Origin of the sequence: Paraburkholderia sp. RAU2J (assembly GCF_003634845.1) — a bacterium.
Taxonomy (GTDB): domain Bacteria; phylum Pseudomonadota; class Gammaproteobacteria; order Burkholderiales; family Burkholderiaceae; genus Paraburkholderia; species Paraburkholderia fynbosensis.
In genome coordinates this window covers 2065791-2090797 of record NZ_RBXG01000001.1, presented here as the reverse complement: position 1 = coordinate 2090797, position 25007 = coordinate 2065791, and the positions used below count along the sequence as shown (strand labels likewise).

The 25007-nt window shown below is 62.6% G+C and carries 20 protein-coding genes; 8 read left to right on the top strand and 12 right to left on the bottom strand.

Going from position 1 to position 25007, the window contains the following annotated elements; genetic code table 11:
• Nucleotides 1–19: 19 nt before the first annotated feature.
• The 3 genes from B0G69_RS09600 to B0G69_RS09590 form a co-directional block, all read right to left on the bottom strand.
• Nucleotides 20–1105, bottom strand: coding sequence for a glycosyltransferase family 2 protein (locus B0G69_RS09600; RefSeq protein ID WP_121316660.1), 1086 nt, complete (start codon nt 1103–1105; stop codon nt 20–22).
• 617 nt (nt 1106–1722) lie between these two features.
• Entirely contained in the window at nt 1723–3081 is a 1359-nt protein-coding gene (locus B0G69_RS09595; protein ID WP_121316659.1) for a glycosyltransferase family 87 protein, read from the bottom strand.
• A 177-nt stretch (nt 3082–3258) separates the two neighbouring features.
• Nucleotides 3259–4440, bottom strand: coding sequence for a hypothetical protein (locus B0G69_RS09590; protein WP_121316658.1), 1182 nt, complete (start codon nt 4438–4440; stop codon nt 3259–3261).
• A 259-nt stretch (nt 4441–4699) separates the two neighbouring features.
• Here B0G69_RS09590 and B0G69_RS09585 point away from each other — a divergent pair, with 259 nt between their 5' ends.
• Nucleotides 4700–6121, top strand: coding sequence for a UbiA family prenyltransferase (locus B0G69_RS09585; protein ID WP_121319270.1), 1422 nt, complete (start codon nt 4700–4702; stop codon nt 6119–6121).
• Between the two features lie 88 nt (nt 6122–6209).
• A complete protein-coding gene (locus B0G69_RS09580; protein ID WP_121316657.1) occupies nt 6210–6566 on the top strand; it encodes a ligand-binding protein SH3 in 357 nt (118 codons plus the stop codon).
• On the opposite strand, the gene B0G69_RS09575 is transcribed toward B0G69_RS09580, so the two are convergent.
• Together B0G69_RS09575 and B0G69_RS09570 are read right to left on the bottom strand one after the other, a co-directional pair.
• Nucleotides 6557–6946, bottom strand: coding sequence for a hypothetical protein (locus tag B0G69_RS09575; protein WP_121316656.1), 390 nt, complete (start codon nt 6944–6946; stop codon nt 6557–6559). The two genes, B0G69_RS09580 and B0G69_RS09575, sit on opposite strands and share 10 nt — an antisense overlap.
• Before the next feature lie 26 nt (nt 6947–6972).
• On the bottom strand, nt 6973–10053 hold the full coding sequence (locus B0G69_RS09570; RefSeq protein WP_277873523.1) for an acetoacetate--CoA ligase: 3081 nt from the start codon (nt 10051–10053) through the stop codon (nt 6973–6975).
• Between the two features lie 484 nt (nt 10054–10537).
• Between B0G69_RS09570 and B0G69_RS09565 the strand changes: the two genes are divergently transcribed.
• Nucleotides 10538–11317 carry a hypothetical protein gene (locus B0G69_RS09565; protein WP_241991286.1) on the top strand — a complete coding sequence of 260 codons (780 nt, stop codon included), beginning with the start codon at nt 10538–10540 and terminating at the stop codon, nt 11315–11317.
• Between the two features lie 195 nt (nt 11318–11512).
• Here B0G69_RS09565 and B0G69_RS09560 read toward each other — a convergent pair whose 3' ends face one another.
• Entirely contained in the window at nt 11513–12268 is a 756-nt protein-coding gene (locus B0G69_RS09560; RefSeq protein WP_158608931.1) for a class I SAM-dependent methyltransferase, read from the bottom strand.
• Between the two features lie 246 nt (nt 12269–12514).
• Nucleotides 12515–12910, bottom strand: a complete 396-nt coding sequence (locus tag B0G69_RS09555; RefSeq protein ID WP_121316652.1) for a hypothetical protein — start codon at nt 12908–12910, stop codon at nt 12515–12517.
• 277 nt (nt 12911–13187) lie between these two features.
• On the opposite strand from B0G69_RS09555, the gene B0G69_RS41735 reads away from it, so the two are divergent.
• Nucleotides 13188–13808 carry a hypothetical protein gene (locus tag B0G69_RS41735; RefSeq protein ID WP_121316651.1) on the top strand — a complete coding sequence of 207 codons (621 nt, stop codon included), beginning with the start codon at nt 13188–13190 and terminating at the stop codon, nt 13806–13808.
• Between the two features lie 363 nt (nt 13809–14171).
• Here B0G69_RS41735 and B0G69_RS40610 read toward each other — a convergent pair whose 3' ends face one another.
• Entirely contained in the window at nt 14172–15467 is a 1296-nt protein-coding gene (locus B0G69_RS40610; protein WP_206751802.1) for a hypothetical protein, read from the bottom strand.
• Between B0G69_RS40610 and B0G69_RS40605 the strand changes: the two genes are divergently transcribed.
• The 4 genes from B0G69_RS40605 (at nt 15457) to B0G69_RS41360 (ending at nt 18271) form a co-directional block, all read left to right on the top strand.
• On the top strand, nt 15457–15924 hold the full coding sequence (locus B0G69_RS40605) for a hypothetical protein (RefSeq protein ID WP_147440713.1): 468 nt from the start codon (nt 15457–15459) through the stop codon (nt 15922–15924). The genes B0G69_RS40610 and B0G69_RS40605 overlap by 11 nt on opposite strands.
• Nucleotides 15925–16261: 337 nt before the next feature.
• Nucleotides 16262–17764 carry a hypothetical protein gene (locus tag B0G69_RS09535; protein WP_121316648.1) on the top strand — a complete coding sequence of 501 codons (1503 nt, stop codon included), beginning with the start codon at nt 16262–16264 and terminating at the stop codon, nt 17762–17764.
• A complete protein-coding gene (locus B0G69_RS41365; RefSeq protein WP_199731174.1) occupies nt 17761–17979 on the top strand; it encodes a hypothetical protein in 219 nt (72 codons plus the stop codon). The genes B0G69_RS09535 and B0G69_RS41365 overlap by 4 nt, the downstream gene beginning before the upstream one ends.
• Nucleotides 17980–18067: 88 nt before the next feature.
• Nucleotides 18068–18271, top strand: a complete 204-nt coding sequence (locus B0G69_RS41360) for a hypothetical protein (protein WP_199731173.1) — start codon at nt 18068–18070, stop codon at nt 18269–18271.
• 223 nt (nt 18272–18494) lie between these two features.
• On the opposite strand, the gene B0G69_RS09525 is transcribed toward B0G69_RS41360, so the two are convergent.
• The 4 genes from B0G69_RS09525 to B0G69_RS09510 form a co-directional block, all read right to left on the bottom strand.
• Nucleotides 18495–20729, bottom strand: coding sequence for a polysaccharide biosynthesis tyrosine autokinase (locus tag B0G69_RS09525; protein ID WP_121316647.1), 2235 nt, complete (start codon nt 20727–20729; stop codon nt 18495–18497).
• A gap of 51 nt (nt 20730–20780) precedes the next feature.
• Complete coding sequence (locus B0G69_RS09520; RefSeq protein ID WP_199731172.1) at nt 20781–21920, bottom strand: polysaccharide biosynthesis/export family protein; 1140 nt, start codon at nt 21918–21920, stop codon at nt 20781–20783.
• Between the two features lie 64 nt (nt 21921–21984).
• Entirely contained in the window at nt 21985–23370 is a 1386-nt protein-coding gene (locus B0G69_RS09515) for an undecaprenyl-phosphate glucose phosphotransferase (protein WP_121316645.1), read from the bottom strand.
• Between the two features lie 66 nt (nt 23371–23436).
• Nucleotides 23437–24999: a mannose-1-phosphate guanylyltransferase/mannose-6-phosphate isomerase gene (locus tag B0G69_RS09510; protein WP_121316644.1), complete on the bottom strand. Its 1563-nt coding sequence runs from the start codon at nt 24997–24999 to the stop codon at nt 23437–23439.
• Nucleotides 25000–25007: the final 8 nt, after the last annotated feature.

Below are 25007 nucleotides of genomic sequence, written 5' to 3'. Positions count from 1 at the left end.
CCTCGCGCGCCCCGAAAAGTCACTTATGATTGCCGGCCCAGCGCTGGCCGTTTGCAGCAGGCGGATCGATCCGCCGTGGTGCGACCGCGGGTGCCCGCAGTTCCATGCCAAGCGCCCGCTTGATCACTCGCTTCACCTTGAACACGCGACGGTTGACTAATATCTGCGTGCGAAAGCGCAGTGCGGGCAACGGCTCTTTGTGCTGTACGGCGAAATCCCCATACTTTGCGGCGGTCGCCTCGACGAGTTTCATTGCGGCAGGAAACACAGACGAGTCGACACGCGAAGTCAGAAAACACTGGATGGCGAAAAACTTATGAAACAGCAGAAGCCAATAGGCGGCATCCTGTCCAGATCCGCTCTTATCGAGGGCCTCGGCCGAGAACTGAGCAACACTTTCGACTGACTTGAGCGTCGTGACCTGCGTGATACTGCCTGGACGTCGACGATAGTAGTAAAGCCGATCAGGAATGCCGTACAAAGTGCGAGCGCGCTTATAGACAATCGGCATTGCAGAGCATTCTTCGTAGACGCGGCCGGCTGGAAAATCTACGCCATCCCACAGGTCGCGGCGAAAAATTCGCGGGCAGCAATGCATTTGGCAAATGCGCGCGAATTCCAGCAGCCTCGCGGTATTGTTGGTACGCAGGCCGACCGTTGCGTCGTTCACGATCTGGAGCTCGTCGACGATGCGACCGTCGGGATTCGCCATACCCACGTTGAATTCGATGATGTCCGCCGTGTCGGTATCGAGCAACGGCATAATCATGTCCGAGAAATTCGCCGCCCATTCGTCATCGGAATCGAGAAAGGCGATATAACGGGACTTCGCGTGCTTCATCGCGGTGTTGCGAGCTGCACACACGCCCTGATTTTCCTGATGAATCACGGTGATACGATGCTCAGGCGCGCTGTCCTTGATTTTGAGGATCTGAGCCAACGTGCCGTCCGTCGATCCGTCGTCGATCACGATGATCTCGAACTCTTCGGAGCGTGGCTGAGCGAGGGCTGATTTGATTGCCAGGCCGATATAATGCTCGACGTTATACGCCGGAATTATCACGGATAGAATTGTCTCGCCACTACCTTCATCCACTGGTTTCATAGGACGGGTTACCTTTGAATATCGATTTTTCGAAATCGCCCCGCCCTTTAGGTAGGCGGTGAGGCGGATACCACCCCGGCGCGTCCTGCCACGAACTCCAGCAGACATCACAAACCGTGTCTCCGGAATAACCTGAGCGGACCGCGCGAATCGCTCGCGTGACGCTTAGTTCGCTTTGTGAGCCGCGCCGACTTCAAATCGATGTCGAGTCGTTTGACGGCAACCATGTGATTTTTTTTCGGCACGCCCCTCGTTGTACGCCCCCATATTCCGCTGCGGCGAACGGTACCGTCCGTTCGGAAGCCCACAGTGGAGGCACACATGCCTGACAGCGAGCGCGCCCAATCGTCCCGGCAAAGCCCAGACAATGGGTCCTGTTCCGGCGCCATGCCCTGCCCGATAAGGGCGGCACGCGCAACGTCTGCCGACGTCCGATCCTGCTGCCCGGTCGATATGTCAGACGAAACGAGGAATGTGGCTGCTGGACCGTCACCTGTTTCCACAAGTGACCGTGGCACGAAGACCGCTCGAGCAGCGCTTTATCGGTCTAGCTGAGCGGCAGACAGGCGCAGGGACCTCTGCGGCGAGTTCTGTGCGCCGGGCTGTGAGGCCGACGGTTACGTGGCCAGCTCGCGCTGACCGCTCCCAGTCTCCGCCACACCGCTCGGAGCCCGATTCGCCCAGTAAAGGAGGCCGAGCATTGCAAGCGCGCCCCACAGCGCGCACGAGCCGCCGAGCCCGTGGCCGGTGAAGATGTACGACACCAAGAGGACCGCCAGTGCCACAGTTCTGCCGCGTGACGTACTGCGGTTGAGCAATACGAACATCATCGCAATGTAGATGACCGGCAAGACTCCGTAGTGATGATCCCAGGCGATCGGCGAGGCCATCGTGAACGACAGTGCCGCACCGAGGAAGTCGAGCAGCCCGGAGGCCCCCTTACCGCGCAGCGGAATCAGCAGCGCTGCGCCGACGATCAAGGCTGAGGTAACAAGCGTGCCGGCGTAGACGATCGGATTGAACGACGGAAATTCGTGGATCTTCCATACGGCCGGCGTCGCGTCGGTGTCGAGCAGCCGGTTCAGCAGGCCATTGACCGACTGGTTTTCAACGAACGCTTCACCGGTGCGCGACAGCGCACGCAGCACCGCGAGATAATCAAGATGGTTCTGTATGCCGAACACCGCAAGCGATGCGACACCCCCCACCGCCGCGACCACGCCCCAGCCCACAAGGAAGCGCCACTCACGCCTCAGCAAGCCCCACACCATGAACATGACGAACTGCGGCTTGAGCAGACATATCAAACCAATCAGGACACCTGCCAGCTCCTTGCGGCCGAGGAGCCACGCCAGCGCGGACAGGGCGAACAACGCGTTGATCCAGACCTGTAACTGGCCCAAATCGAACGCCTTGAGCAACGGGCAAAACAGCAGCGCGCCGAATGCACTGACGACTGCAAACTGCCAGCGCCGTCGCGCATGGCCCGGTGAGCGCCGCGCCAGTGTGAATGCCAGCGCGCCCGCGGCCAGAACGTTGGCCAGGACCATCCAGAAGTTGATCCAGTTCAGGAGCGCGTTGGACGGAGCGATCCCCCACTGCGACAGCGTATGGAGGGGCAACAGGCTGCTCGGCGGGTATTGGAACTTGACCCGTTCCACGAAGAATATGTGCTCGTAGAGACGGCCGTCGGCATGCTGCTGAAACCAGCCGAGCGCGGCGCGCATGGGTCCCCAGGAGTCGTCGACGTCGCCTGGGTTCCGCAACGAGCGCACCCAGGTCAATGCGTAATTCAGGACCGATGGGTGCTTGCCGATCATCCCCAGGTGCGCGAGAAGCCGGTTGGCAATGTCCTCGAGCATCGATGTGACGAATACAACCAGGCACAGCCCGAAGAGATGCCGACGCGATCGGCTCGCGATAAAACCGCCCCCTGTTTCAGGGCCGGTTACGTTCAGGGCAGCGTTGGAAGACATGGCTCGACCCTCTCGAATGGCTCAAGATGTTTCTGGAGAAAAATTGGCGGCAGGTCGAGCATGACGAAAGATGCGTCCATATGAAATGGCGGACTTCATCGAAGTGTGTGGTATCTCACCTATCACGCGCGCCAGCAGAGCCGGAACACAACGAGCGTTCGGCCGCAACAGATTCTGTTAGCGCGGGGCTACCTGCTGCGCGGCAACCGGTTCACGGGATGCCGGCATGCGCGCCTGTGCCGCCGGCAGCGGTGCGCTCTGCCGTTGCGCGCGCGCGGCCGCTTGCTGCAGCGCGGTCGAAATAGTCGTGCAGGTCACAAACGCGAGCGTCATTGTCAGCAGGCTCAGATTGCGCAGTTCGTCCCGATAGCAGAAGGCGATAAATAGCGGCACGGTGATCACCAGCGCGATCCACGCGTGCGTACGCACGACCGGCGGCAAGCCCCGCCAGCTGGCCTTCAGCAATAGCGCGACAAGCAGCAGATGAACCACGTTGAATCCCTTCGTCGTCAGAATCCCGTAGTTCATCTCCATCCGGAAGTAATTGCGCGGATTGATCAGGTACTGAATGTGCGACATGAGTTGGTACTCCATCGTGCCGCCGCCGTTGCCCGCGTACCGGAACTTGATCAACAGGTTGACCGCTGCGGCGAGCGCGAGGAGGCCGCCGGTCAGCATGATTGTCTGCTTGCGTGAGTGGCGCAGCGCGATGAACGGGACGAGCGTCAGCACGAACAGCAGGTACGACTCCTTGTTCAGCGTGGCGATCGCGGTGACGATGGCAAGCGGAACGATCCGGCGCTTTACCGCAAGCCAGATTCCGAGCGCCATGAACATCAGTTCGGGCATGTCGTAGTAGTAGCCGCCTTCAGTCAGGATCAGCGGAAAGACTGCGGCAATCGCAAGCGGCGTGAGTGTCGCGGCGACCCTGTCGCCAATGACCTCGATGCAGGCGGCGCGAATTGCGAACATCGCCGCGAACATCGACAAAAAAGACATTGCATAGACAAGAAAATAGCGCAGCGCGTACTGCGGATTGGCCGCGTCGGTGGCGTTCGGGAAATACCGATGGATGGGGTTGGAGACCGGCGGATCCTCGGCCAGCTTGTTGAGGAACGTCGTTTTGGATTTTTGCGGGATCACGCTGTCGATCGCATTGGCGGTCATCGGCAGCAATTGCCGATAAACGAACGGTCGTATCGCCGTGCCCTCCAGCATTTGCGGAAGCGAGTACTTCTCGACCTCGGAAAACTGCCACTTGATGAAGAAGCCACTGAACGATGCCGCCGCGGCGAGGTAGTAGATGAAGGCAAGGAGGATCCACGCGGTAGGACGGGGCAACGCGACTCGGTTCGACATTGGAAGCTCCTGATCATATGGCTGGATTTATCAGCCGATTCCAGCATTGATCCCGCCATCGTAATGGCGCAGCACTTCACGTCTGTGCGATAGCGCACTTCAATGCCATTTGCCACCTCCCGGCGGCGCTGCTTCGCCATGTGCGATGCCGAACAGATGCCTCCAGTACCGGGCCTTAGGATCGGCACTGTGGCCTGCATACGGCCGCATGCCCGTGTTTTGCGCCGATCAATCGCTTCTTTTGCCAAAAGGTGTTGCCATGTCGTCTCACGCTCTTCCATTGTGCGTCGATCTTGATGGCACGCTTGCGCGAACCGATCTGTTAGCCGAATCGCTTCTGGTATTACTCAAGAAAAACCCGCTCTACCTCTTCATGTGTGTGGTTTGGCTGATGCGCGGCAAAGGTTACCTGAAGGACCAGATCGCGAAGCGTGTGACGATCGATGTCGGGATCCTGCCGTACAACGACCGGCTGGTCGCCTACCTTCGGACCGAGCAGCAGAGCGGACGCGAGTTGTACCTGTGCACCGCGTCAAACGAACAGTTCGCAGAGCAGATCGCTGCGCACTTCGGCATTTTCAGTGGCGTCATGGCCAGCAATGGCGAGTTCAACCTGCGCGGCAACAACAAGGCCAGCGCACTTGCGGGCCGCTTCGGCGAGCAAGGCTTCGACTACTGCGGCAACGACATGGCCGACGTGCCAGTCTGGAAGCGCGCGCATGCCGCAATCGTGGTCGGCAACCAGAAGATTGCGGCCGCTGCCCGCAAGGTCAATCAGCAGATCATTCTATTCGATGAGGTGAAGCCGCCGCTGCGCGTCGTGCTGCAGGCGACGCGCGTCTATCAATGGTGCAAGAACACGCTGGTGTTTCTGCCGCTGCTTGCGGCGCACCAGTTCACGAATGCGACCGCGGTTCTCAACGCGACCATCGCGTTCTTCGCGTTCAGTCTGTGCGCGTCGTCCGTGTACCTGGTCAACGACATGCTCGACCTCGACGCGGACCGTCGCCATATTCGCAAGCGCAACCGGCCGTTTGCGTCCGGCAAGCTGCCGCTGTCGTTTGGCGTCGCGCTGACCGCCGTATTGCTGACGCTCACCGCGATACTCACGACGTTTCTGCCCCCGAAGTTCGTGCTGGTGCTAGGCCTGTATTTCGCGCTGACGCTGGCCTATTCGTTCGTACTGAAGCGGCTGATGCTCGTCGACGTGTTCTCGCTCGCCACGCTCTACACAGCGCGAATAGTTGCGGGCGGCGCGGCGGGGCAGATTCCGCTGTCGTACTGGCTAATCCTGTTCTCGGTGTCGATCTTCCTGAGCCTTGCGATGGTCAAGCGCTACGCCGAACTGAACGTGATCCTGAAGGAAGGCAAGTCTGCCGCGGCCGGACGTGGCTACATCACACAGGATCTGGCGATCCTGCAGTCATTCGGCACCGCGGCCGGCTACACGGCGGCACTGGTGCTCGCGCTGTACCTGAATTCGCCTGAAGTACAGCTGATGTACCGCCACCAGGAAGGTCTCTGGGCATTGTTCGGGCTGATGCTGTTCTGGGTCAGCCGGGTGTGGATCATGGCGTTCCGCGGCAAGATGCATGACGATCCGATCGTATTCGCGTTGAAGGACAAAGTGAGTCTGTGCGTGTTGACGGCGTGCGTCGTCAGTATTGTTCTGGCAGCATAGCGATCCCGAGTCGGTCAGCCGCAACGCAACGACCGGCGCGATGCACACCGGCGCACCGCGCCCACTCGATAACAACGACTAGCGACGAATGGCGATCTTTCTTCTTTTTGCAGCCGGCACGCTCAGTGCGGTTGCCAGTGTCCTGCTGCGCGTTGCGGCAACCATGAACATCGTACAGACTTCCGGCGGCCTGCTGTCTCTGGACACGCTGACGAGCGGGCCAATGTTGATGCGCGCGGGCGCGATCGGCGCCTACGGTGCAGGTTTCGTCCTGTACGCGCTCGCGTTGCGTCGTGTGGAGCTGAGTCTCGCGTACCCGCTGATGGTCGGCATCACGATCATCGAGTTGTTCGGCTATGGCCTGTTCGCCGGCGAAGCGGTGACAGCCAAGGCTGCGGCCGGCGCGGCGCTACTCGCGGCCGGCATCTATCTGATCTATGCGTGACCCAGCATTGCGCATGCTTTTAGACGGGCCGTGCGTGAAGCCGGGTGACGTGCCTCCTTGTGCGAAGAGACAGCGAGCAGCGCCGGCACGATTTGCGTGAACGATGGAATATGTCGCGCTGGCTGGTCCGCAGTACTGCACCATGGCGCATGTTGGCCGATGGCGCGCAGCGTCGCAAAGGCTCGAAAGTGCATCTCGCCGTGAATGCCTTGGGGAAGCGGCCCGTATTGCAGGTGACAGGTGACGGCCGCCACGCGCACAATCGCGCGCAGGTCGAGCAACTGGCTTGTGCGGTGGGCGGGGTTCACCAGGCAAAGCGTGATGCTGGCGTTGCCGATCGGATCTATCCCCGCGAGGCGGCCCGGCAGGTCGCCGGGCACCCCTCATCCAGCGTTCATGACAGGCGCTAGGATTCGATCACGGCCCGATTGCCGGACAACGCCGCATCGAGTGCCGCGGCCACCACGTCCGCGTTCGGTCTGTAGACCATATCGCTGTGACCGCCCGCCACGTCGATGACGTTCAGTCCGCGGCATGCAACCCGCTGCCACAACGGCAGTGGATTCCCGCGGCCCTCTATTCGCGTCGACGCGCGAACATACAGGATCGGGCCGGCGCGATACCGTTTCGGGCGGTACGTGGCCATCGCAACCTGCATGGCCTGGCGTACGCGCAGCAGCACCGGGGGCAGCCCGACTGCATCGGGTTCGAGCCTATGCGCCGTGCGTCCCAGGCGCAGGCGCGCCCGGTCAACCGCCGCCGCCAGCTTGGCGGACACGTAACGGGTACGTTGCGCCGACAACATGCCGCGAAACGCCCGCCATTGCTCGATGACGTAGCGGCCTTCGTAACGCATCCATGCATCCCACGGCAGATAGCGCTCACTGACATAGGTGTCGACGAGGCACAGCATCTCGACCCGTTCGCCCGCGCGATGCAGTTGCTGGGCGATCTCAAGAGCGATCAGGCCGCCGAAAGAGTAGCCAGCCAGCGCATACGGCCCGTGCGGCTGCAACTGGCGTATCTGCGCCACGTAGTCGCGCGCCATGTCGATGACATGCTGTTGCGGCGCTTTCTCGCCCTCGAGACCGTGTGCGTTGAGTCCGTACACCGGCCTTCCGTTTCGCAACGCGCCAATCAGCCCACGGCATTCCATCACCGAACCGGTGACGCTGTGCGCAAGAAAAAGCGGCGTCCCGTTGCCCGCGCGCATCAGCACCATTGCGCTCGACGGCGCGCTCGCCGGGCCCGCTTCAAGGATAGCGGCGATTTGCGCGACGGTCGGTGCGGTCATCAGGTTCGTCAGCGAGATCGTCTGGCCGGTTGCATCGTGTATATGGCTCGCCATCTCCGCCGCGAGAAGCGAATCGCCGCCCAGATCGAAGAAGTTATCGTCGCTGCTTATCGGTCCGAAACCGAACATGCGTTCCCACAATGCCCGCAGGTACGTCTCCATCTGCTCACGCGTTTTGCCGGGCAACGGCAGCGAGCCTTTTTCAAGGTTCCGCGCCGCTTGCCGGCGGATGGCGTCAAGACACTCGGGATTACGCAACGCCCCGGCGTTTCTGGCCGGCACCCCGTTGATGGCATCGCGCGCCGCGGCCTCCGAGGGCTTGCCACTATGGGTGGTCGGCAGAGCTTCGACCGCGAGGACCAAACCCGGCACATGCGCGGGCGATGCACGGCGAACGAGGTCACCGCGTACGCGTGACAGCAACGCGGCGGAAAGCTCGACACCAGCTTGCAATACGAGCAACAGAACGATGCCTCGTTCGCGCGAACCTGCGGTCAAGGTCGAATTCGCCCCATCGCGGCCTGCGCGGGATAACGAACCCGCCGCATTCCGATCGACCACCATCGCGTCACGAATACCGGGAATATCGTTCAGAATGCGATAGATTTCGGCGGGTCCGACGTTCACGCCGCCGACGTTCAGCACGCCATCGGAGCGGCCGTGCATGCGTGCCGATCCTTGAGGCGAAAATTCGATCAGATCGCCGTGCGTCCAGGCGCCCGGGTTAGCGGCAAAGTACGACGCATGAAAACGCGTCCCGTCGGTATCGCCAAAAAACCCAACCGGTCGCGAAGGGAACGGATTGGTGCAGACGAGTTGGCCGATCCCGACTGCCGGTCGGCCGTCATCCCATGCCTGCACATCGAGCCCCAGACTCTTGCATTGCGCTTCGCCCGCGTAGACCGGCAAGTTCGGATTGCCAAGTACGAAGCAGCCGATGATATCGGTGCCGCCCGAAATCGACTGCAGCGGCAACGCTCCGACGTGTTCTCTTACCCAGTCGTACTGCGAGTCGAACAGGACCGCGCCGGTCGACAGCATCGCGCGCAGTGCTGAAAGGTCGAATTGCCGTGCAGGCTCGAGATTCGCCTGCTCACACATCTTCAGATAGGCCGGGCTCGTTCCAAACACGTTCACGCCGTTATCGGCCGCAATGCGCCACAAAGTATCGACCGTCGCAAGCGGACCGTCGTAGGTGACGATCTCGACCCCCGACGCAAGCGCCGAGAGTTGCCAGTTCCACATCATCCACGCGCAACTGGTCTGAAAATAGAGCTTCTCGCCAGGGCGCAAGTCAGTATGGAGCCGATGCTCCTTCAGGTGTTCGAGGAGCGTGCCACCGGCACCATGCACGATACATTTTGGCTTGCCGGTCGTACCCGACGAAAACATGATGAACAGCGGATGATTGAACGGAAAGCGCCGCCAGACGAAGTCCGCCGGAGCGGATTGTGCAATCAGCGCGCCAAGCGAGTGAACCGGCAGCGTGACGCTGTCGGGCAACGGTCCATCATCGAGGCTGATGATGCCTTCGAGCGAGGGCATCGCCGAGGCGAGGCCTGCGATGTTCTCCGCGAGCGGCGTGCCCCTGTCGGTTGCACGCGTGGCCGTATGCGCGAACAGCAGCCGTGGCGCGAGCGGTACGAAACGATCGAGCAGCGCATCGGCCCCCATCTCCGGGGCCGCGCTCGCCACCGTCGCGCCGAGCGCGGCGACGGCCAGCGTACAGATGACGGCCTGCGCGTCGTTGCGCATGACCATGGCCACGCGATCGCCACTGCGCAACCCGAGACGTTCGAGCGTGCAAGCGAGGCTCGCCACTCGCTCGCGCAGTTCGCCGCGCGTCAGGCGCACAGTCGGCGCGTCTACATGACACTCGGTCAATGCAGGGGCGTCGGCGCCGGCGATGGTCAAACCGAGCAGGCTATCTGCATAGCTGAGTTCGAGCCGCGGAAAAAATTTCGCACGCTCGATGTCTTCGCCAACGCAGACCGGCTCGACTTCGCCTGAAGTTTCGATATCCGTGCACCACTTAAGAAAGCCACGCCAGAAACTCCGGTATTCACGTACAGAAAATTCGTGCAGTCGTGTGTAATCGGATAAAGGTAAACCCGCGCGCGCCTGGAGGGTGGCAGTAAATGCGCTCATTTGCGATGCGGCAATCCGTTGTGATGCCGGTAAATAGATTGGCATACGGGTGCTGTTAGCGATCCCGGGAATGGGATCGTGGCGATCGGAGGAAGTCATGTCTGGAGCTCTCAAAAGGGAATAGATACCCCGCGGCAAAGCGGACGCGTATGTACCCTGCTTTAACGATTCACGAAACACTTTGCCGATCCGGTCCTGCATGCTCGGCGGTGCTTTCGAAAGAATGAGAAAGATTGGGAAAGAATGTACGCGCGCGTCCGGCGCTGCAATGTGCTCTAACGAACCAACGTCTACGATCGTTTTATCGAGTGACAGATCGCCGATTCCATAGTCAATGCCATTCGCATATTTCATACTGCTAACCACATTAAATAAAAACTATTTCATCTATTTACCCGCTAACACACTGAGCGAGTCGAATTCCGCGTCGCTGCTTCGTTACGCTCCAACCACAACCCGATGTTCTATACGCTTCATCACTTTGTGTTTGACAACGTACATAGTGAAATGCGGCCAACGCATATTTTTCATGACGAGACTACGTATTCGAGAACAAGATTCAATATCAGAGAGATTCCCTCCTATGCAAACCATGTCAGGCGCACGAGGTCATTCACCGGCGAAGCGCATTCAGATAGAAAAAGGCGTCGCGCTGAAGTCTTTTCACAATGTAATTCCTCTTGAAGCAATCGCAGAAATCAACGAAGCCATCGATCATTCGTTTGGCAGTCTGCCGCAACGTGCTCAAATAAGCCTGATGGCGGCCGAGTTGCTTCGCCGCAGCGAGGCATTCCGGCAACTCGAAGGGACTGTTTGTGCGAATACACGCTCGATGGCGGCTCAGGCCGGAAAGACAGCCTTGCCGCTGCAACCTTTTCACGTGATTCGCTGCTCGAGCGCAGCGACGCAGGCGGAAAGTCATTGCCGCCATTACGACTCCCATCTGCTGACGTTCCTGATTCCGCTACAACTGGCGCCGGAGAGTGACGCCAACGGCGACCTGGTGTTGTACCGCCGCCCTCGCCTTTCGGTCTCCACGCCGGGCAATGTGATATGCAAGATTCGCCACGGCATCCAGCGCGCCCTGCCGCTCAGCTGGCGGAAATGGCTGACGTGGCATGATCTGCGTCGCGGCAATTGCGATCGCGTGCCGATGCAGGTCGGCAGCGTCTACGCGTTCAATGGCTTTGCGCTCCAGCATGGGAACCTCGATGTCGAGGCGGGACAGCGCCGCACGCTGCTGATCCATTACTACGATCCTGGTCATTCGCTGGGCCTTAGCGAGATGCTGCGTCGTGCACGGCACTGAGAGGGATGGCCTGCGATAGAAAGCACTCCGGACCGTCGATGATGTGCTTCCAGGAGTGGTTGGTTCAGAAGCTTCCACAGAAAAATGCTGTGGCCTCGGTTCAAGCAGTCGCGGGACCCTCTATTGAGGGACAACTGAGCGGCGAAACCGGTTGATAGGCGGCCGCGTGGCTCGTCACCCACATCGCGGTGCCAGTCATTGAGCGGCCCCGGCCTTCAACAGGAAAAACTGAATGCCGTGCGCACCGTGATCGGTGAACTCCGCATGCAATTTTTCAATGCCGCAGCGGCGGAATAGCCCGAGAAGTCGATTCACGTTGTACGCATTCATTTGCATCGTGGGTTCGAGCATAGGCCTTCCACGAGCAAGATTGGCCAGCCAATGCGCGGGGGCGAAATGGTCGCGAGTCCAACTGATGGTATGGGTGAGCCGGGTCGCATTGCAATCGTAGGTAAAGTGTAGAACGGCAATTCCGCCCGGCGAAAGGTGGCTCAGCAGGGCCTCGGCAAGTTTCATTCCGCGTTCGACCGGAATATGCTGGAAGACGATATAGGAATTGATCAAATCGAACATTCCGTGGAGATCCGTCAGCGCATCATTGGATAGAACGAATTCGACATTCCTGATGCCTTCCCGGGTGACATTTCTCGCCGCTTCTTCCAGCATGGATGGAGAAACGTCGATTCCAACCGCGCTTTTTACTCGCCTCGACAACGGCATGATCAAACGCCCCACGCCACAGCCGAAATCCGCGGCCCAATCGGCCCGAAATTCTGGATTCAAATGTCGATGAATGGCATTGAACATGCCGGATACATACAGCTCTCCGCCTTCGAAGAACTGTTGTTTCGCATCGGTCGACAGTTCGGGCTCCTTGAACTCAGGCCAGCTTACAACCCCGTAGTACGGCGATGTTTTTCCCCATTTTTCCCAATGCTTATCGGTGGACATGGTTGTTTTTCTCGCGGTGGGCGCAAGTACATACGATAAGCGCGGCATGTTTCTTGAATATTCGCTATCGCACATTTGCGTCGGAAACTATTTCCGTCAAGGTTTTTGCCATGCATGTCGCCCCTGGCCACTCGCGGGTCTTCGCCGATGAAGTTGGAAAGGGCAGTGTGGGCGACGAGGCGGGCCGCAAGATGTTTGCTGATAGAAACGTTACACACACCCAAACCAGAGAGGCATCTACTGGCCTCACTTTCGCGCTGGTGTCCGAAGCGAATTGCCGGCCAGCCACTTTAAACGTTCGCAATTCACTTTGATCCGTGCCTCGAATTCGGAGGGATCGCGATCGCGCAGCGCGCTCATCCGGGTATTGTCTTTGTCCGCGCGGTGCCAGCCAACTTGCCAGTGTCGATCGAAGTCGCTGGCCTCAGGCAGCCTGTTTCTGAGCTGCTGCTTGTATGCGCCGATACGCTCGGGCGACACCTGACAGAACGCCTGCGCGAAGTGGGCACGCTCACCCGCCGTTTCCACCTTCGCGGTGGCGGCATCCTCGCTAGTCATGCCCGATATGGGCAGAGCCGTCGAGAGCAACAGTACCGAGGCCATCGCGACACGTCTTCCATAGTGGTACTTGATGTTCTTCATCCTCACCTCCTGACGGACTGCCACCGCACGCAGGGATTTCCCCATGTTTTTCGCCGTTTTCCGCCTTCTCCCATTCAATGTGGCTGGTTTGGACAGCAGGATGGCGTTTTCGCGCGCTATCCGGACTATTGCTTCGACAATACGCAGTGTTACGCTTTAGAGGTCAGCCTTCGCGCCAGTGAGCCGCCGTTCAGCGGCAGAACCAGCAGCCAACAGACACGTCGCGAAGCGCATTAGCCAATGAAAAAGGCAAAACATCGCTGCGGGAGCCACTGCGATGGAATTTAAAACGTATACCGTACTAACGCTCATGGTGGTTAGCAACGCTGCCCTCGCATGGCAGCCGCTCACCTATCCGATCCAAAGTCAAAGCCCTTACCAGCGCAGCGTCGACACCGCGTTGTGCTTTGCGCAGGCCAACAAGACCAAGATCGACATCAAGCGCGAACCGCAGATTCCGCCGCGCCCTCAACCTGCCAGCAAGGCCACGTCGACCGGCGTACCGTCGCGTCCGCCACTGCCGCCCAGCACTTTCTCGGCCACGCCGACGAGCGCGAGCATGCCGGCCGCCGCGACCGCGCCCGGCGCCAGCGAGCCGGTGGCGACGGCGGCGACAGGCGCAGGCGCTTCGGCGCCGCGCCCGGCGAGCGCACCCGTGGCGGGCGTCCCCAACACCGCTATGACGGCCGCCACGCCGGCATCGACGGCAGCGACGGCAGCGACGGCAACGACGGCGGATATGGGCGCATCCGGGGCTGCAGCCGGTTCGTCGGAGCAGGCGAACGCCGCATCGAGCGTCAAGCTGCCGCCACTGCCTGCACCCGAGCCGCCCATGACCCGGTATTGGGCAGCGTACGGGGCGTGCATGCAGGCGCGAGGTTACGTCGTCGCACAGTAAGTCCCGCTTGCAAACCTCCTTGGCCCGTGCCCCGTTCTTTTGACGGCGGCATCGGCATTCGACGCCCGTTAGCGACCTGGCCATGCTTAGCGACACGACCTTCGATCAGGATTCTCAACGATGTGGCCACTGCGGTGCGCCGCTAGCCGGCCGTTTATTGCCGTGTCCTTCGTGCCGCACGCACCCCGCCGACACGTTCGGCGCACGCGCGGCGCGAGCGCCGGGTCTGCCCGTTGCGCTGAACCAGCGTCAGCCGGCGCTCGCGCCCAGCGAGCCGGCGCGCAGGATCTGGAGCCCGTCGTCGCGCGCAATGGTCAAGCGCTACGATGCGATCGAAGAGCCGCTTGCGCCGGCAAGCGTCTATCAGCGGTTGCGCCGACCGGCCGCGGCTGTGGCCTCGATGATAGTGGCGACATCCGCGGTGTACCTCGGCTTCATCCATGGCGATGAGACGCGCATCGGCACGCCGATCGAGACATCCGGCAAGGTGCTGGCGCAGAACGGCAAGGCGTCCGGCGCTGTTGCCGGCAAGGGTGGCGTGGCACACGCGCAGCGGCCGGCAAGTAGCGGTGCGCAGCAGGCCGCGTCCGCGCGGTCCATGCCGGTCGCGCCGACGGTCGCGGCGCCATTGGCGCAGCGCCGCGCAGTTCTGGCAGCGCCTGATACGAAGGCCGCCATCGCGGCGGCGTCCGATGCGCAGCGCACCGGTGCGTCATTGCCCGACGAGAGACGCGCCGGTGCGTCGGTGCTCGATACGAAGTCCAACATTGCGTCGGTGCCGGACACGAAACCCGCCGTGGCGCCTGCGTTCGATACGAAGCGCGCCGTCGCATCGGCGCCCAATGCGAAGCCCGCCACCATTGCGTCGGCACCCGATACGAAGCGCACCATTGCATCGGTGCCCGACACGAAGTCCGCCGTTGCCCCTGCGTTCGATACAAGGCGCGCCGTCGCATCAGTGCCCGATACGAAGCCCACCACTGCGTCGGCACCCGATCCGAAGCGCACCGTTGCGTCAGTGCCCGAGGCGAAGTCCACCATTGCGCCTGCGTTCGATACAAGGCGCGCCGTCGCATCAGTGCCCGATACGAAGCCCACCACTGCGTCGGCACCCGATCCGAAGCGCACCGTTGCATCAGTGCCCGAGGCGAAGTCCACCATTGCGCCTGCGTTCGATACGAGGCGCGCCGTCGCATCAGTGCCCGATACGAAGCCCACCACTGCGTCGGCGCCCGATACGAAGCGCACCGTCGCATCAGTGCCCGAAACGAAGCCCACCATTGCCTCGGCACCCGATACGAAGCGCACCGTCGCATCAGTGCCCGAAACGAAGCCCACCACTGCTTCGGCTCCCGATACGAAGCGCACCGTCGCATCAGTGCCCGAAACGAAGCCCACCACTGCTTCGGCTCCCGATCCGAAGCGCACCGTCGCATCAGTGCCCGAAACGAAGCCCACCATTGCCTCGGCACCCGATACGAAGCGCACCGTCGCATCAGTGCCCGAAACGAAGCCCACCACTGCTTCGGCTCCCGATCCGAAGCGCACCGTCGCATCAGTGCCCGACGCGAAGTCCACCATTGCGCCTGCGTCCAATGCGAAGCGAGCCGTTGCGTCGTTGCCCGACGCCAGGTCTACCGTTGCGCCCGTGTCCACCACGAGGGCCACCCTCGCATCGACGTCAGATGCCCAACACAGCGCCGGCAATCAGCCGATCAGCCCGGCGGACAAATTGCGCGCGGACGCGTCGCGGAATCTGAAAGCCGCGCGTGCCAGTCTGCAAGCGAACAATCTGTCGGCGACGAAGACACGCCTCGCGGCAGCCGCCGCGGCGCAGCCAGGGAACCGCGACGCGCAGCGCCTGCGCTCCGCCGTGCACACCCGCGAAGAGCAGCGCGACGCGTTCCTCAGCCTTGCGCGAGGCTGTGGATACGTGGGGCATTGGACGTGCGTGTCGCACAACGCCAGCAATGCGCTGGAGATCGATTCGAGTAGCAAGGAGGCGCAGCGTCTCCTGACAATGGCGACGCAGCGATCCGAACTCCAGATCCCGCCGCCCGTCGAAGCGCCGCCCGAACCGCCGCCCCCGCCACGCGACTTGCTCACGCATCATTGAGGGCCACCGATCGCGTTGCCTTCGTCATCGGCACTGGCGCCAGCACGTTCGTGCGCGCGGCTGTCTGCACACTCGGCGCGGACTTAGGGTTTTATTCGCACCGCTGGCGGCGGCACATCTGCGTGCGCGCCCACTTCTTCAATACCTTGACCGACAACAAGCTCAAGTTTGCGCACGTCTTGCAGTGACGGCCTTGCCACCGTCGCCAGAACCCGGGCAAGCAACGGCGAATGCGGTCGGGGTAACTGACAATCGGGGAGATTCCCGCACAATGACCCCGTGTGAGACCGTCTGCTATAGACCGACGGCGTCATAACTGCGACGGTGAGGACCAGCAATGCGCCACCAGTATGCAACGCCATGGATATGGCTTTTTCTGTTACCGCTTGCGCTCGACTATCAGGCAACCGACGCGAACACGGGCCACTTCGCGCAAGTCGGCCTCATCCTGCCCGCGGTGGTCGCGGGCGTCGCGCTGCTGCTTATCGCTCCCCGCTTTCACGAGCGTTCCCGGCTGCGTTCGGTCGTCACCATCAGCATGCTGCTGTGCGTATTCGGCAGCATCGTCGCCCAGCTGGTTCAGGACAACGATACCGGCAACTATCTGCGCACCCTGCTGCCCTTCGTGCTGTTCCTGCTCGGCTATCTCGTCGCGTGCCGGCCGTGGAGCGACTACCGGCTCGCGCAATTCGAAAAGGCGTTGTTCGTCGCCAACCTGATCAGCCTCGTGTTCACGTTCTTCTACGGCATGGCAACGGGCGGCGGTCTCGACGACGTGCGCGAGCGGATCATCTCGGTGACGCTGCTCGGCTTGCAGGGCGTACTGCTGCACGAATTCATCGTGGCGCGGCGTTTCTCCGTCCTCAGGGTCGCGGTGTTCGCGGCCACCATCGTCGTCGAATGGCTGAGCGAAACGCGCAGCGTAGTGGTCGGCACGGCGCTGCTGTTCCTGCTCGCGCTGGCGCTGAGCGCGCCGACCATCCGCCACGTGTGGCGCGCGCTCGCCCGCAGTCTCGTGGTCGGCGCGGTGCTGGTCGGTATGGTGGGCATCGTCGCCTGGAGCTTTCCGTCCGTGGCGCAGCCGTGGACCCAACGTATCTTCGCGTCCCAGGAGAGCGTCTCCGGCACGGACCCGGCTACGATCACGCGACTCGCCGAAATGCGCGATCAGTACGACCAGGTCACTGAATCGGCGGACACGCTGCTGTTCGGCGAGGGCTACGGCCACTACTATCGCTACTCGCCCGTGTATCTGCCGTACCTTGCGGACTCGTTCAGCGAGCAGGACTTCTACGCGATCAACGAATGGGCCGCGGGTCACAACTTCTGGGTCTATCAGTTCTTCGCGGGCGGGCTGGTGTTCGGCATTGCCATGCCGCTGGCGATGCTGGCCGCGCTGGCGATCTGCGTCTTCTCATACCGCCACTGGCGCTCGATCGTGCCCAACGCGCCGCTGCTGCCCGTGCTTGGGCGCGCGGTCATGCTGTTCGCCGCGCTGCCGGCCACTACCATCGGCGGCAATCCGCTCGGGTCGCGCTTCTCGGGTCTGATCTTCGGCGTCGCGCTCGGCCTGATGATCGCCACGTACGCGCGCCTGCAACGCGCGCTGCCGGCGAGCACCATGCGCACGACCCGCGCGCCCGCGCCGCCGCAGCGAGGTCCGGTCGCGATGCCCGAATTGCCGGGCCGCATCCACCCCGGCACGGGCCGCGCCGATCTCGCATCGACACTCGGTACATCGCGCACGGCCGGCGCCGCGTCCAACGAAGGCCAGTTCGGCGCACTCGTGCCGCACGGCTCGCACGTGCCACGCGCCAACCGGCCGCGCATCGGCCAATGAAAATCCTCCAGCTTCCGGGCGTCGATCCGCGCGCAGGCGTTCCCGTCGAAGGCGTGTGCCGCAGCGGCATAGCCATGCGCGAAGCGGGACACGAGCTCGAAGTCGCGAGCTGCGACCCGCCCGGCGACGGCTGCGTCCCGGCCTTCCCGTTTCCGGTTCACGCCTGCGACCCGACCCGCGCCGGCTACGGCTATTGCGGACGGCTCGCGCCGTAGATCACCGCCGACGCGAAGCGCTTCGACGCGGTCATCGTCCTTAGGCTGTGGCGATGGCCACGGCTTAGCCGCATGGAAAGCGCTGCACATGGGCGACGTGCCGCACTGCGTGTACGTGCACAGCATGCTCGACCCGTGGTTCAGGCAAGCCTATCCGCTCAAGCATCTAAAGAAGCGGCCGTACTGGCCGTGGGCCGAATACGACGTGCTGCGCGATGCGCGCACAGTCATTTTCACGACCGGGAGAGAACGCGCGCGTGCGCCAATCGTTCTGGCTGTATCGCGCCAATGAACGGATCGTGCCGCTCGGCAGGACCGACGGTGCCGGCACTCGATCCGGCGCCGCATGAGGTGAACGAAGAGGCATGTCGATCTTGCTTCGCTGCCGGCGCGACTGTTTGCATTCCGGGTTGCCGCGCTGCGCCTCGCTTCGTCACGTGCAGCTTCAGTGCGACACCCATGTATATGCCGAAGCGGTAGCGCGATCGAGCGGCCTGCGCAAGCAGGTCGCGCCCTCAGCCGGCGACACTGTCGTAACCGTAATAGCCGCCTTGATAACCGGACCCGAGGAACGCGCCCTCCTGCGGCACGTCGGTCAGCAGCACGCCGCGCATCGCGACGCCGCTGTTGCGCAAGCGCTTCGCCGCCTCGGCGATCTCGTTGGCCGGATGGCGGCCGTGACGCACCACCAGCAGCGTCGTGCCCGCGTATCTGCCGATCAGCGTCGGATCCGTGACCGCGAGCACCGGCGGGGTGTCGACGATCACGAGGTCGTAGTACGGCTTCAGTTCGTCGAGCATCGTTTCGAAGCGCTTGCTCATCAGCAGTTCGGCCGGATGCGACGGCAGCGAGCCCTTGGCGAGCACGTCGAGACCGGGCAGCACGTCGCGCTGGATCATCGCGTGCAGATCGCCGCCGCTCAACACGTCGGACAGCCCTGGCTGATGCGCGATACCGAAGTGCGAATGGACTTCGCCGCGCCGCATGTCGCCGTCGATGATCAGCACGCGCTTTTTCGCCGACGCCACCAGCGCCGACAGATTCACCGACAGGAACGACTTGCCCGCATCGGGCCGCGAGCCGGTGATCATCACGACGTTGTTCTCTGCGTAATCGAGCGAGAGCTGCAATGAGGTGCGCAGATTGCGCACGCCCTCCACCGCCATGTCTTCGGGCGCCTGCTGCGCGAGCACGTGCAGCCCGCGACGGCGCAGACTCACCTTCTCCTGCAGCCGCAGCTGCGTCTGGCTGCGCGGGACGACCGCGAACACGGGCACGCCGAGCATCGCTTCGAGTTCGTCCGGGCGTTCGACGCCGCCGTACACCGCGCGTTTGAAGAAGATCAGCAGGATGCCGAGCGCGAGGCCGCCGCCGAGTGCGATCAGAATTGCCTGCGCGCGCTTCGGGCGCACCGGTTCGTCAGGCGTTTCAGCGAAATCCACCACGCGTACACTGCCCGTCTGCCCCGCCTTCGCCATGCGCAGTTGCTGCGCGCTGTTCAGCAGATTCGTATAGAGCTCCGTATTGACCCGCACGTCGCGCAACAGCTGCATTGCGGTCTGTTCGGTGTCGGGCATTACCGCGACGCTCCGGTTCATGTTCGTCTGCGCGCCCTGCAACGCGGCGATCTGCGCGTCGAGTGCGGCTACCATCGGATGACTCGCCGTGAAGCGCTGCGACATCTCCGCGCGTTTCTGTTGCAGATCGAGCAGCCTGCTCTTGTTGTCGACGATCTGCTGCAGCAGCAGGCGGCTTTCCTCGCCCAGGTCGACCGTGCCGTGCGCATTACGGAACTTGTTGTAGCGTTGCTCGGCTTCCTCGAGTGCCTTGCGCGCGCCCGACAGTTGCTGATCGAGGTACGCGAGCATGTGCTCGCTTTCGCTCGAACGGCTCTCGAGGTCCTGCCGCAGGAACTCGCGCGCCATGTTGTTCACGATCGCCGCGGTCAATGCGGCGTCGCCGCCTTCGAGACTCGTGCGGATCACGCCGGACTGCTGCGTGGCTTCCTGCACCACCACCGCTTTCTGCAAACGGTTCACCGTGCTCAGCGTGGACGCGCGCGACAATTCGAAACGCGAGCCGGGCGCGCCGACCAGCTTGTCGACGTGCAGCGCGATCGGGCCGTCGGCGGTATCGGTTTCGAGGGTCTCCCCGACCCGCCCCGACAGGATCGCGATACCGTTGCGGTCGCGCAGCATATAGGTGCCGTCGGCGCCCGCGATCAGCGTGAAGGTCGTGTCATACAGTTCCTTCGACGTATCGAAGCGCGACACCGCAATGCTCTCGCCACCCCATGCGAAGCCGGACAGATTGATGAACGACGGCAGCCTGAAACCCCATTGGCCGTTCACCAGCCCCGCGATCATTCGGCCGATGACCGGCAGATAGCGTGGCGTCGCCGTGATATCGAGGTGCAGACTTCTGACGGCCTCTTCCGTGACCAGCCGCGACTTCAGCAACTCGATCTGCGCCGCCGTCGATGGCCTCGCGTCGAACATGCCGGGCAGCGGCGGCAAGGAACTCCCGCCGTTCGCGCTGGCATTGGCCGACCTGTCCTCGACGTGAAACAGCACGTCCGCACGATATGTGGGTGGCGCGAGAAACGCGTACGCGCACCCTGCCGCGAGCGCGATCAGCGTCACCGTGAAAATGGTGCGCCAACCGCGCACGATCGTGCGTAGATAGTCCGACAGGCGAAGCTCGTCCGATCCGGACACGTCGGTGTAGCGGTTTTCGAAGTTGATTGCCATGTTCTTCACCCAGCAAAGCCCGGCGGTTCAGGTTTCAGCTCGCGCGTCGTGTCATTTCGTCAGCACCACGCCCGTCACAGCCGCATTGATGGCCGGCAGCAGCAGGTTCAACACGCGATTGAAGCGAACCAGTCCGCCTTGGCCGACGTACACGATGTCTTTCGGCTGAAGCTCGAACTGATTGGCAAGCACCATCGAAACCGGCGAGGTTGCATCGAGGTGATAGATCTGCGGCGACTCGCTCGTCGAATTGCGGATCACGAAGACCTGCTGCGCGGCGGCCGTGTTCGAATCGAAGCTGCCGCCATCCGAGATCGCTTGCGACAGCGTCAGCGAACCATTGCGCAACGGCAGGACGGTGGCCGGCTTGCTGACCTCGCCCATCACGTACACGCCGCTGTCTTCACGCGCCGCCACCCGGATCAGGTCGCCCGGCTGCAGATAGATCTGCGACGGATTATGGCCGCGCTTGATCAGGTCGTCGACGTTGAGCGGATAGATGACGCCGTCGCGGACCAGCTCGACGCGGCTGCGGTCGGCATTCGCGCTGAAGCCGCCGCCCTGGTTGATCGCCGTCGTCAGCGACATCGGAATATCGTTGAGCGATTGCGCGCCAGGCGTGCGCACTTCACCGTCCACATAGACCTGCGAATTGCGGAACGACGCCACGCGCACCGTCACTTCGGGCTTCTGGTAGACCTTGCTCAGACGGGCGTGCAGCTCTCTCTGGATCGTCGAGACGTCCTTGCCGCTCACATGCACGTTGCCCGCGTAGGGGAACTGAATGTCGCCGTTTTCGTCGATCATGAAGCCCGGAATCGCATCCGCGCTGCGCGAGCTCTGATTCGGCTGTCCGAGCGCGGCGGCCAGTTCCGGGTGATCCCAGACGACGATCTGCAGCACGTCGCCGGGGCCGACCCTGTAGATGGGCGGCTTGCCGAACAGGCCGAGCGTCTGCGACGGCAGCGCCGCCGACGTTTGATCCGCATTTATCTTGCGCAGCAGCGCCAGATTGATATCGGTAATCGGTATCTGCTTTTGCTGCGCGGCTTCCGTGCTGAATTCACCCCCTGTGTCCTGAATCGCGGCCGGCGTGATCATCCGTTGACCGGGTGCGATCCCGCATCCGGAAAGCAGCGTTGCCGTTGCGAAAACCAGGAGACTTCCCGTGCGTAGACCAAGTGAGCTCATGATATTTCCTCCGTGCGCGCGGCAACCGTTCCAAAGGCGGTAGCGCCGGCGTGTTTTTAATTGCTTAGTAAGCGTTTCGATGCACCAGTCCAGCGACAATCGTCGCGCCGATAATCCGCATATCGAGCGCGAACGACCAATGACCCAGGTAATACAGGTCATGTTCCACCCGACGCTCCATCTTTTCGATGCGGTCAGTCTCGCCACGGAAGCCGTTTATCTGCGCCCAGCCCGTGATTCCCGGTTTGATCCGGTAGCGATTGATGTAGCCGGCGACCACTTTCTGATAGAGGTCGTCATGCTCGAGTGCATGGGGACGCGGTCCAACGACCGACATGTCGCCACGCAACACGTTGAAAAATTGCGGCAGCTCGTCGAGGCTCGTGCGGCGCAGGAACGCGCCGACTTTCGTCACGCGGCTGTCGTCGCGCGTCGCCTGACTGAGCACGCCTTTGGCTTCGGTATGCAGACGCATCGAGCGGAACTTGTAGATCGTGAAGACCCGGCCGTCCGCGCCCTTGCGCTTCTGTTTGAACAGCACCGGGCCGCGCGACGAGAGCTTCACCGCGATCGCAATGGCCAGCAGCAGCGGCGCGAGTGCGATCAACGCCGCGGCCGCGAACAGGCGGTCGAAGATTTCCTTCTTCAGCATCGAACTCGCCGAGAGCGGCGAGGCGACCAGATTGATCGCCGGCATGCCGAGCAGCTCGACCATGCCGCTGCCTTCGAACAGCGCGTGACTGCGCACGTCGGGCATGAAACGGATGTTCACGAGGTCGTCGCGGAATCTGCCGATCAACGCGCAGATCAGCGGCTCCTCGCTCAGCGAGAGCATCAGCCACAATTCGTGCACGTCGTTCGTGCGGATATAGTCGGCGAGCGCGTCGACGCTGTCGAACACCGGCACACGCGAATTCGTCACCGACGTCTCGTCCGGGCGCGTGTTGTAGACGGCGGTCGCGCGAAAACCAGCGGTCGGTGCGGCTTCGATGCGGCGCAGGATGGCTTCGCATTGCGAGCCGCTGCCGACGATCGCGACCTGGTGCAGATTCATGCCGGCGCCGCGAGCGCGCGCCAGCGCCGCGTGCGTGATCAGCCGGTACGAGATCAGCAGGGCGCCCGTCACCGCGGTCCAGTACGAGAACCACAGCCGCGACACGAGATCGCTGCGATGCAGTGAATACATCAGCACGAGCGCGCAGCCCTGCACGATCAGCCACGCGAGCGAGACTTGACCGGCGAGCGCCAGCTTGGAGCGGCCGCGCCACGATTCGTAGACGCCGAACGCCGGGAAGATGGCCAGCGCGAACGCGGCGGAAAACATCACGAGCGCCCAATAGAACCCGGATTGAGCGAGGTAGTCGAAGCGGATCTGCGACGCGAGCGCCGCCCCCGCCAACACCAACGCGACATCGAAAACTCGCGCGAGCAAATCCTGAAACTTGCGCATTTTGTTTGCCTCTGTGCTTACGTCGTTACTTGCCGTGCCTGTCAGCAGATGAATCCGGCGGACTGCTTAGTCGCAGCGGCCGTAGTTGTCGTTGAACCTCACAATGTCGTCTTCGCCCAGATAGACGCCTGACTGGATTTCGATGATTTCGAGCGGCACTTTCCCCGGGTTTTCGAGCCGGTGGCGAGTGCCGAGCGGAATGAAGGTCGATTCGTTTTCACTCAGCAGGAACTGCTCTTCGCCGCGCGTGACGAGTGCCGTGCCGCGCACGACCACCCAGTGTTCGGCGCGGTGGTGGTGCAGTTGCAGCGACAGTTGCGCGCCCGGCGTGACGACGATGCGCTTCACCTGAAACCGCTCGCCGTGGTCGAGCGAGTCGTAGAACCCCCACGGGCGGCGCACCTTGCGATGCGCGTCGGCCTCCGGCGCGTGCTGTGCCTTGATACGCGAGACCAGCCCCTTCACGTCCTGGACGTGCGAGCGATCGACCACCAGCACGGCGTCGGCGGTTTCGACCACCACGACGTTGGTGGTGCCGACGCACGCGACCAGCCGCCCTTCCGAATGTGCATAGCTCGACACCGCGCCTTCGAACGCGACCCGCCCGCGCCCCGCGTTGCCGTTGGCGTCCTTGTCCATCGCGGCCCACACCGCGTCCCATGAACCGAGGTCGGACCAGCCCGCATCCAGTCTGACAACCACGCCGACGGGCATCGCCAGGGCGTCGCGGCTCTGCGCCCCGCCGTGCGTTGCCGCATCAGCGGTGTCGATCAGGCGCTCCATCACCGCGTAGTCGATCGAATCCGCGGGCACGCCGAGGAATGCGTCCAGCAGTGGTCGGAACACGGCCTCAGCAGTGTTGCCGCCAACGAATGCGCGCTCGCACGCCGCGTGCATGTCGGGCTGCAGGCGCTTGAGCGTGTCGATCCACACGCTCGCCCGCACGATGAAGATTCCGCTATTCCACCAATACGTACCGGCCGCCACGTACTGCGCAGCGATTTCTTCCGCGGGTTTCTCGACGAAGCCGTCGATCGCATGTCCGCCGTCGCCGAGTTCGGCGCCGATCCGGATATAGCCGAAGCCGGTGTCGGGCCGCGTGGGCGGCACGCCCAGCGTCGCGATCGCGCCGCGCTCCGCATAGCGCGCGGCGCGTTCCAGCGCGCCTTGCAATGCCTGCACGTCGGCGATCGAGTGGTCGGCCGGCATCACGACGAGAATCGCGTCGCCGCCGTCCGCGCACGCGAGCGACGCCGCCAGCGTCAACGCCGGCGCCGTATCGCGGCGCGCCGGTTCCACGATAAGACGCGCCTCGACGCCGTTTGCGTGCAGCTGTTCGGCAATCACGAAGCGATGCTCCTCACCGCACACGATGATCGGCGCGACATCCACACGCCAGCCGGCCGGAAAGCCCTCCATGCGCCGCGCGGTTGCCTGCAGCAACGAGTCCGAGCCGACCACATCGATCAGTTGCTTCGGAAAGTTTTCCCGCGACACCGGCCACAGCCGCGTGCCCGAGCCCCCAGCAAGAATCACCGGGACGATGCGCGCGCAACGCGCGCCGGATGCTCCGGCAGCGACGTCGTCCGGTCTGGACGACGCAGCGCTTCCCGCTCCCTGAGTCAACATATTCGGAA

What these genes read in the sequence shown, in the direction of transcription:
- B0G69_RS09555 (WP_121316652.1), bottom strand. Translation starts at nt 12,910, where the DNA reads ATGAAGAACATCAAGTACCACTATGGAAGACGTGTCGCGATGGCCTCG.
- B0G69_RS09515 (WP_121316645.1), bottom strand. Translation starts at nt 23,370, where the DNA reads ATGCGCAAGTTTCAGGATTTGCTCGCGCGAGTTTTCGATGTCGCGTTG.
- B0G69_RS41735 (WP_121316651.1), top strand. Translation starts at nt 13,188, where the DNA reads ATGGAATTTAAAACGTATACCGTACTAACGCTCATGGTGGTTAGCAAC.
- B0G69_RS09590 (WP_121316658.1), bottom strand. Translation starts at nt 4,440, where the DNA reads ATGTCGAACCGAGTCGCGTTGCCCCGTCCTACCGCGTGGATCCTCCTT.
- B0G69_RS09580 (WP_121316657.1), top strand. Translation starts at nt 6,210, where the DNA reads ATGGCGATCTTTCTTCTTTTTGCAGCCGGCACGCTCAGTGCGGTTGCC.
- B0G69_RS09595 (WP_121316659.1), bottom strand. Translation starts at nt 3,081, where the DNA reads ATGTCTTCCAACGCTGCCCTGAACGTAACCGGCCCTGAAACAGGGGGC.
- B0G69_RS09565 (WP_241991286.1), top strand. Translation starts at nt 10,538, where the DNA reads ATGACGAGACTACGTATTCGAGAACAAGATTCAATATCAGAGAGATTC.
- B0G69_RS09570 (WP_277873523.1), bottom strand. Translation starts at nt 10,053, where the DNA reads ATGCCAATCTATTTACCGGCATCACAACGGATTGCCGCATCGCAAATG.
- B0G69_RS09525 (WP_121316647.1), bottom strand. Translation starts at nt 20,729, where the DNA reads ATGGCAATCAACTTCGAAAACCGCTACACCGACGTGTCCGGATCGGAC.
- B0G69_RS09510 (WP_121316644.1), bottom strand. Translation starts at nt 24,999, where the DNA reads ATGTTGACTCAGGGAGCGGGAAGCGCTGCGTCGTCCAGACCGGACGAC.
- B0G69_RS41360 (WP_199731173.1), top strand. Translation starts at nt 18,068, where the DNA reads ATGGGCGACGTGCCGCACTGCGTGTACGTGCACAGCATGCTCGACCCG.
- B0G69_RS09600 (WP_121316660.1), bottom strand. Translation starts at nt 1,105, where the DNA reads ATGAAACCAGTGGATGAAGGTAGTGGCGAGACAATTCTATCCGTGATA.
- B0G69_RS09535 (WP_121316648.1), top strand. Translation starts at nt 16,262, where the DNA reads ATGCGCCACCAGTATGCAACGCCATGGATATGGCTTTTTCTGTTACCG.
- B0G69_RS09560 (WP_158608931.1), bottom strand. Translation starts at nt 12,268, where the DNA reads ATGTCCACCGATAAGCATTGGGAAAAATGGGGAAAAACATCGCCGTAC.
- B0G69_RS41365 (WP_199731174.1), top strand. Translation starts at nt 17,761, where the DNA reads ATGAAAATCCTCCAGCTTCCGGGCGTCGATCCGCGCGCAGGCGTTCCC.
- B0G69_RS09585 (WP_121319270.1), top strand. Translation starts at nt 4,700, where the DNA reads ATGTCGTCTCACGCTCTTCCATTGTGCGTCGATCTTGATGGCACGCTT.
- B0G69_RS09520 (WP_199731172.1), bottom strand. Translation starts at nt 21,920, where the DNA reads ATGAGCTCACTTGGTCTACGCACGGGAAGTCTCCTGGTTTTCGCAACG.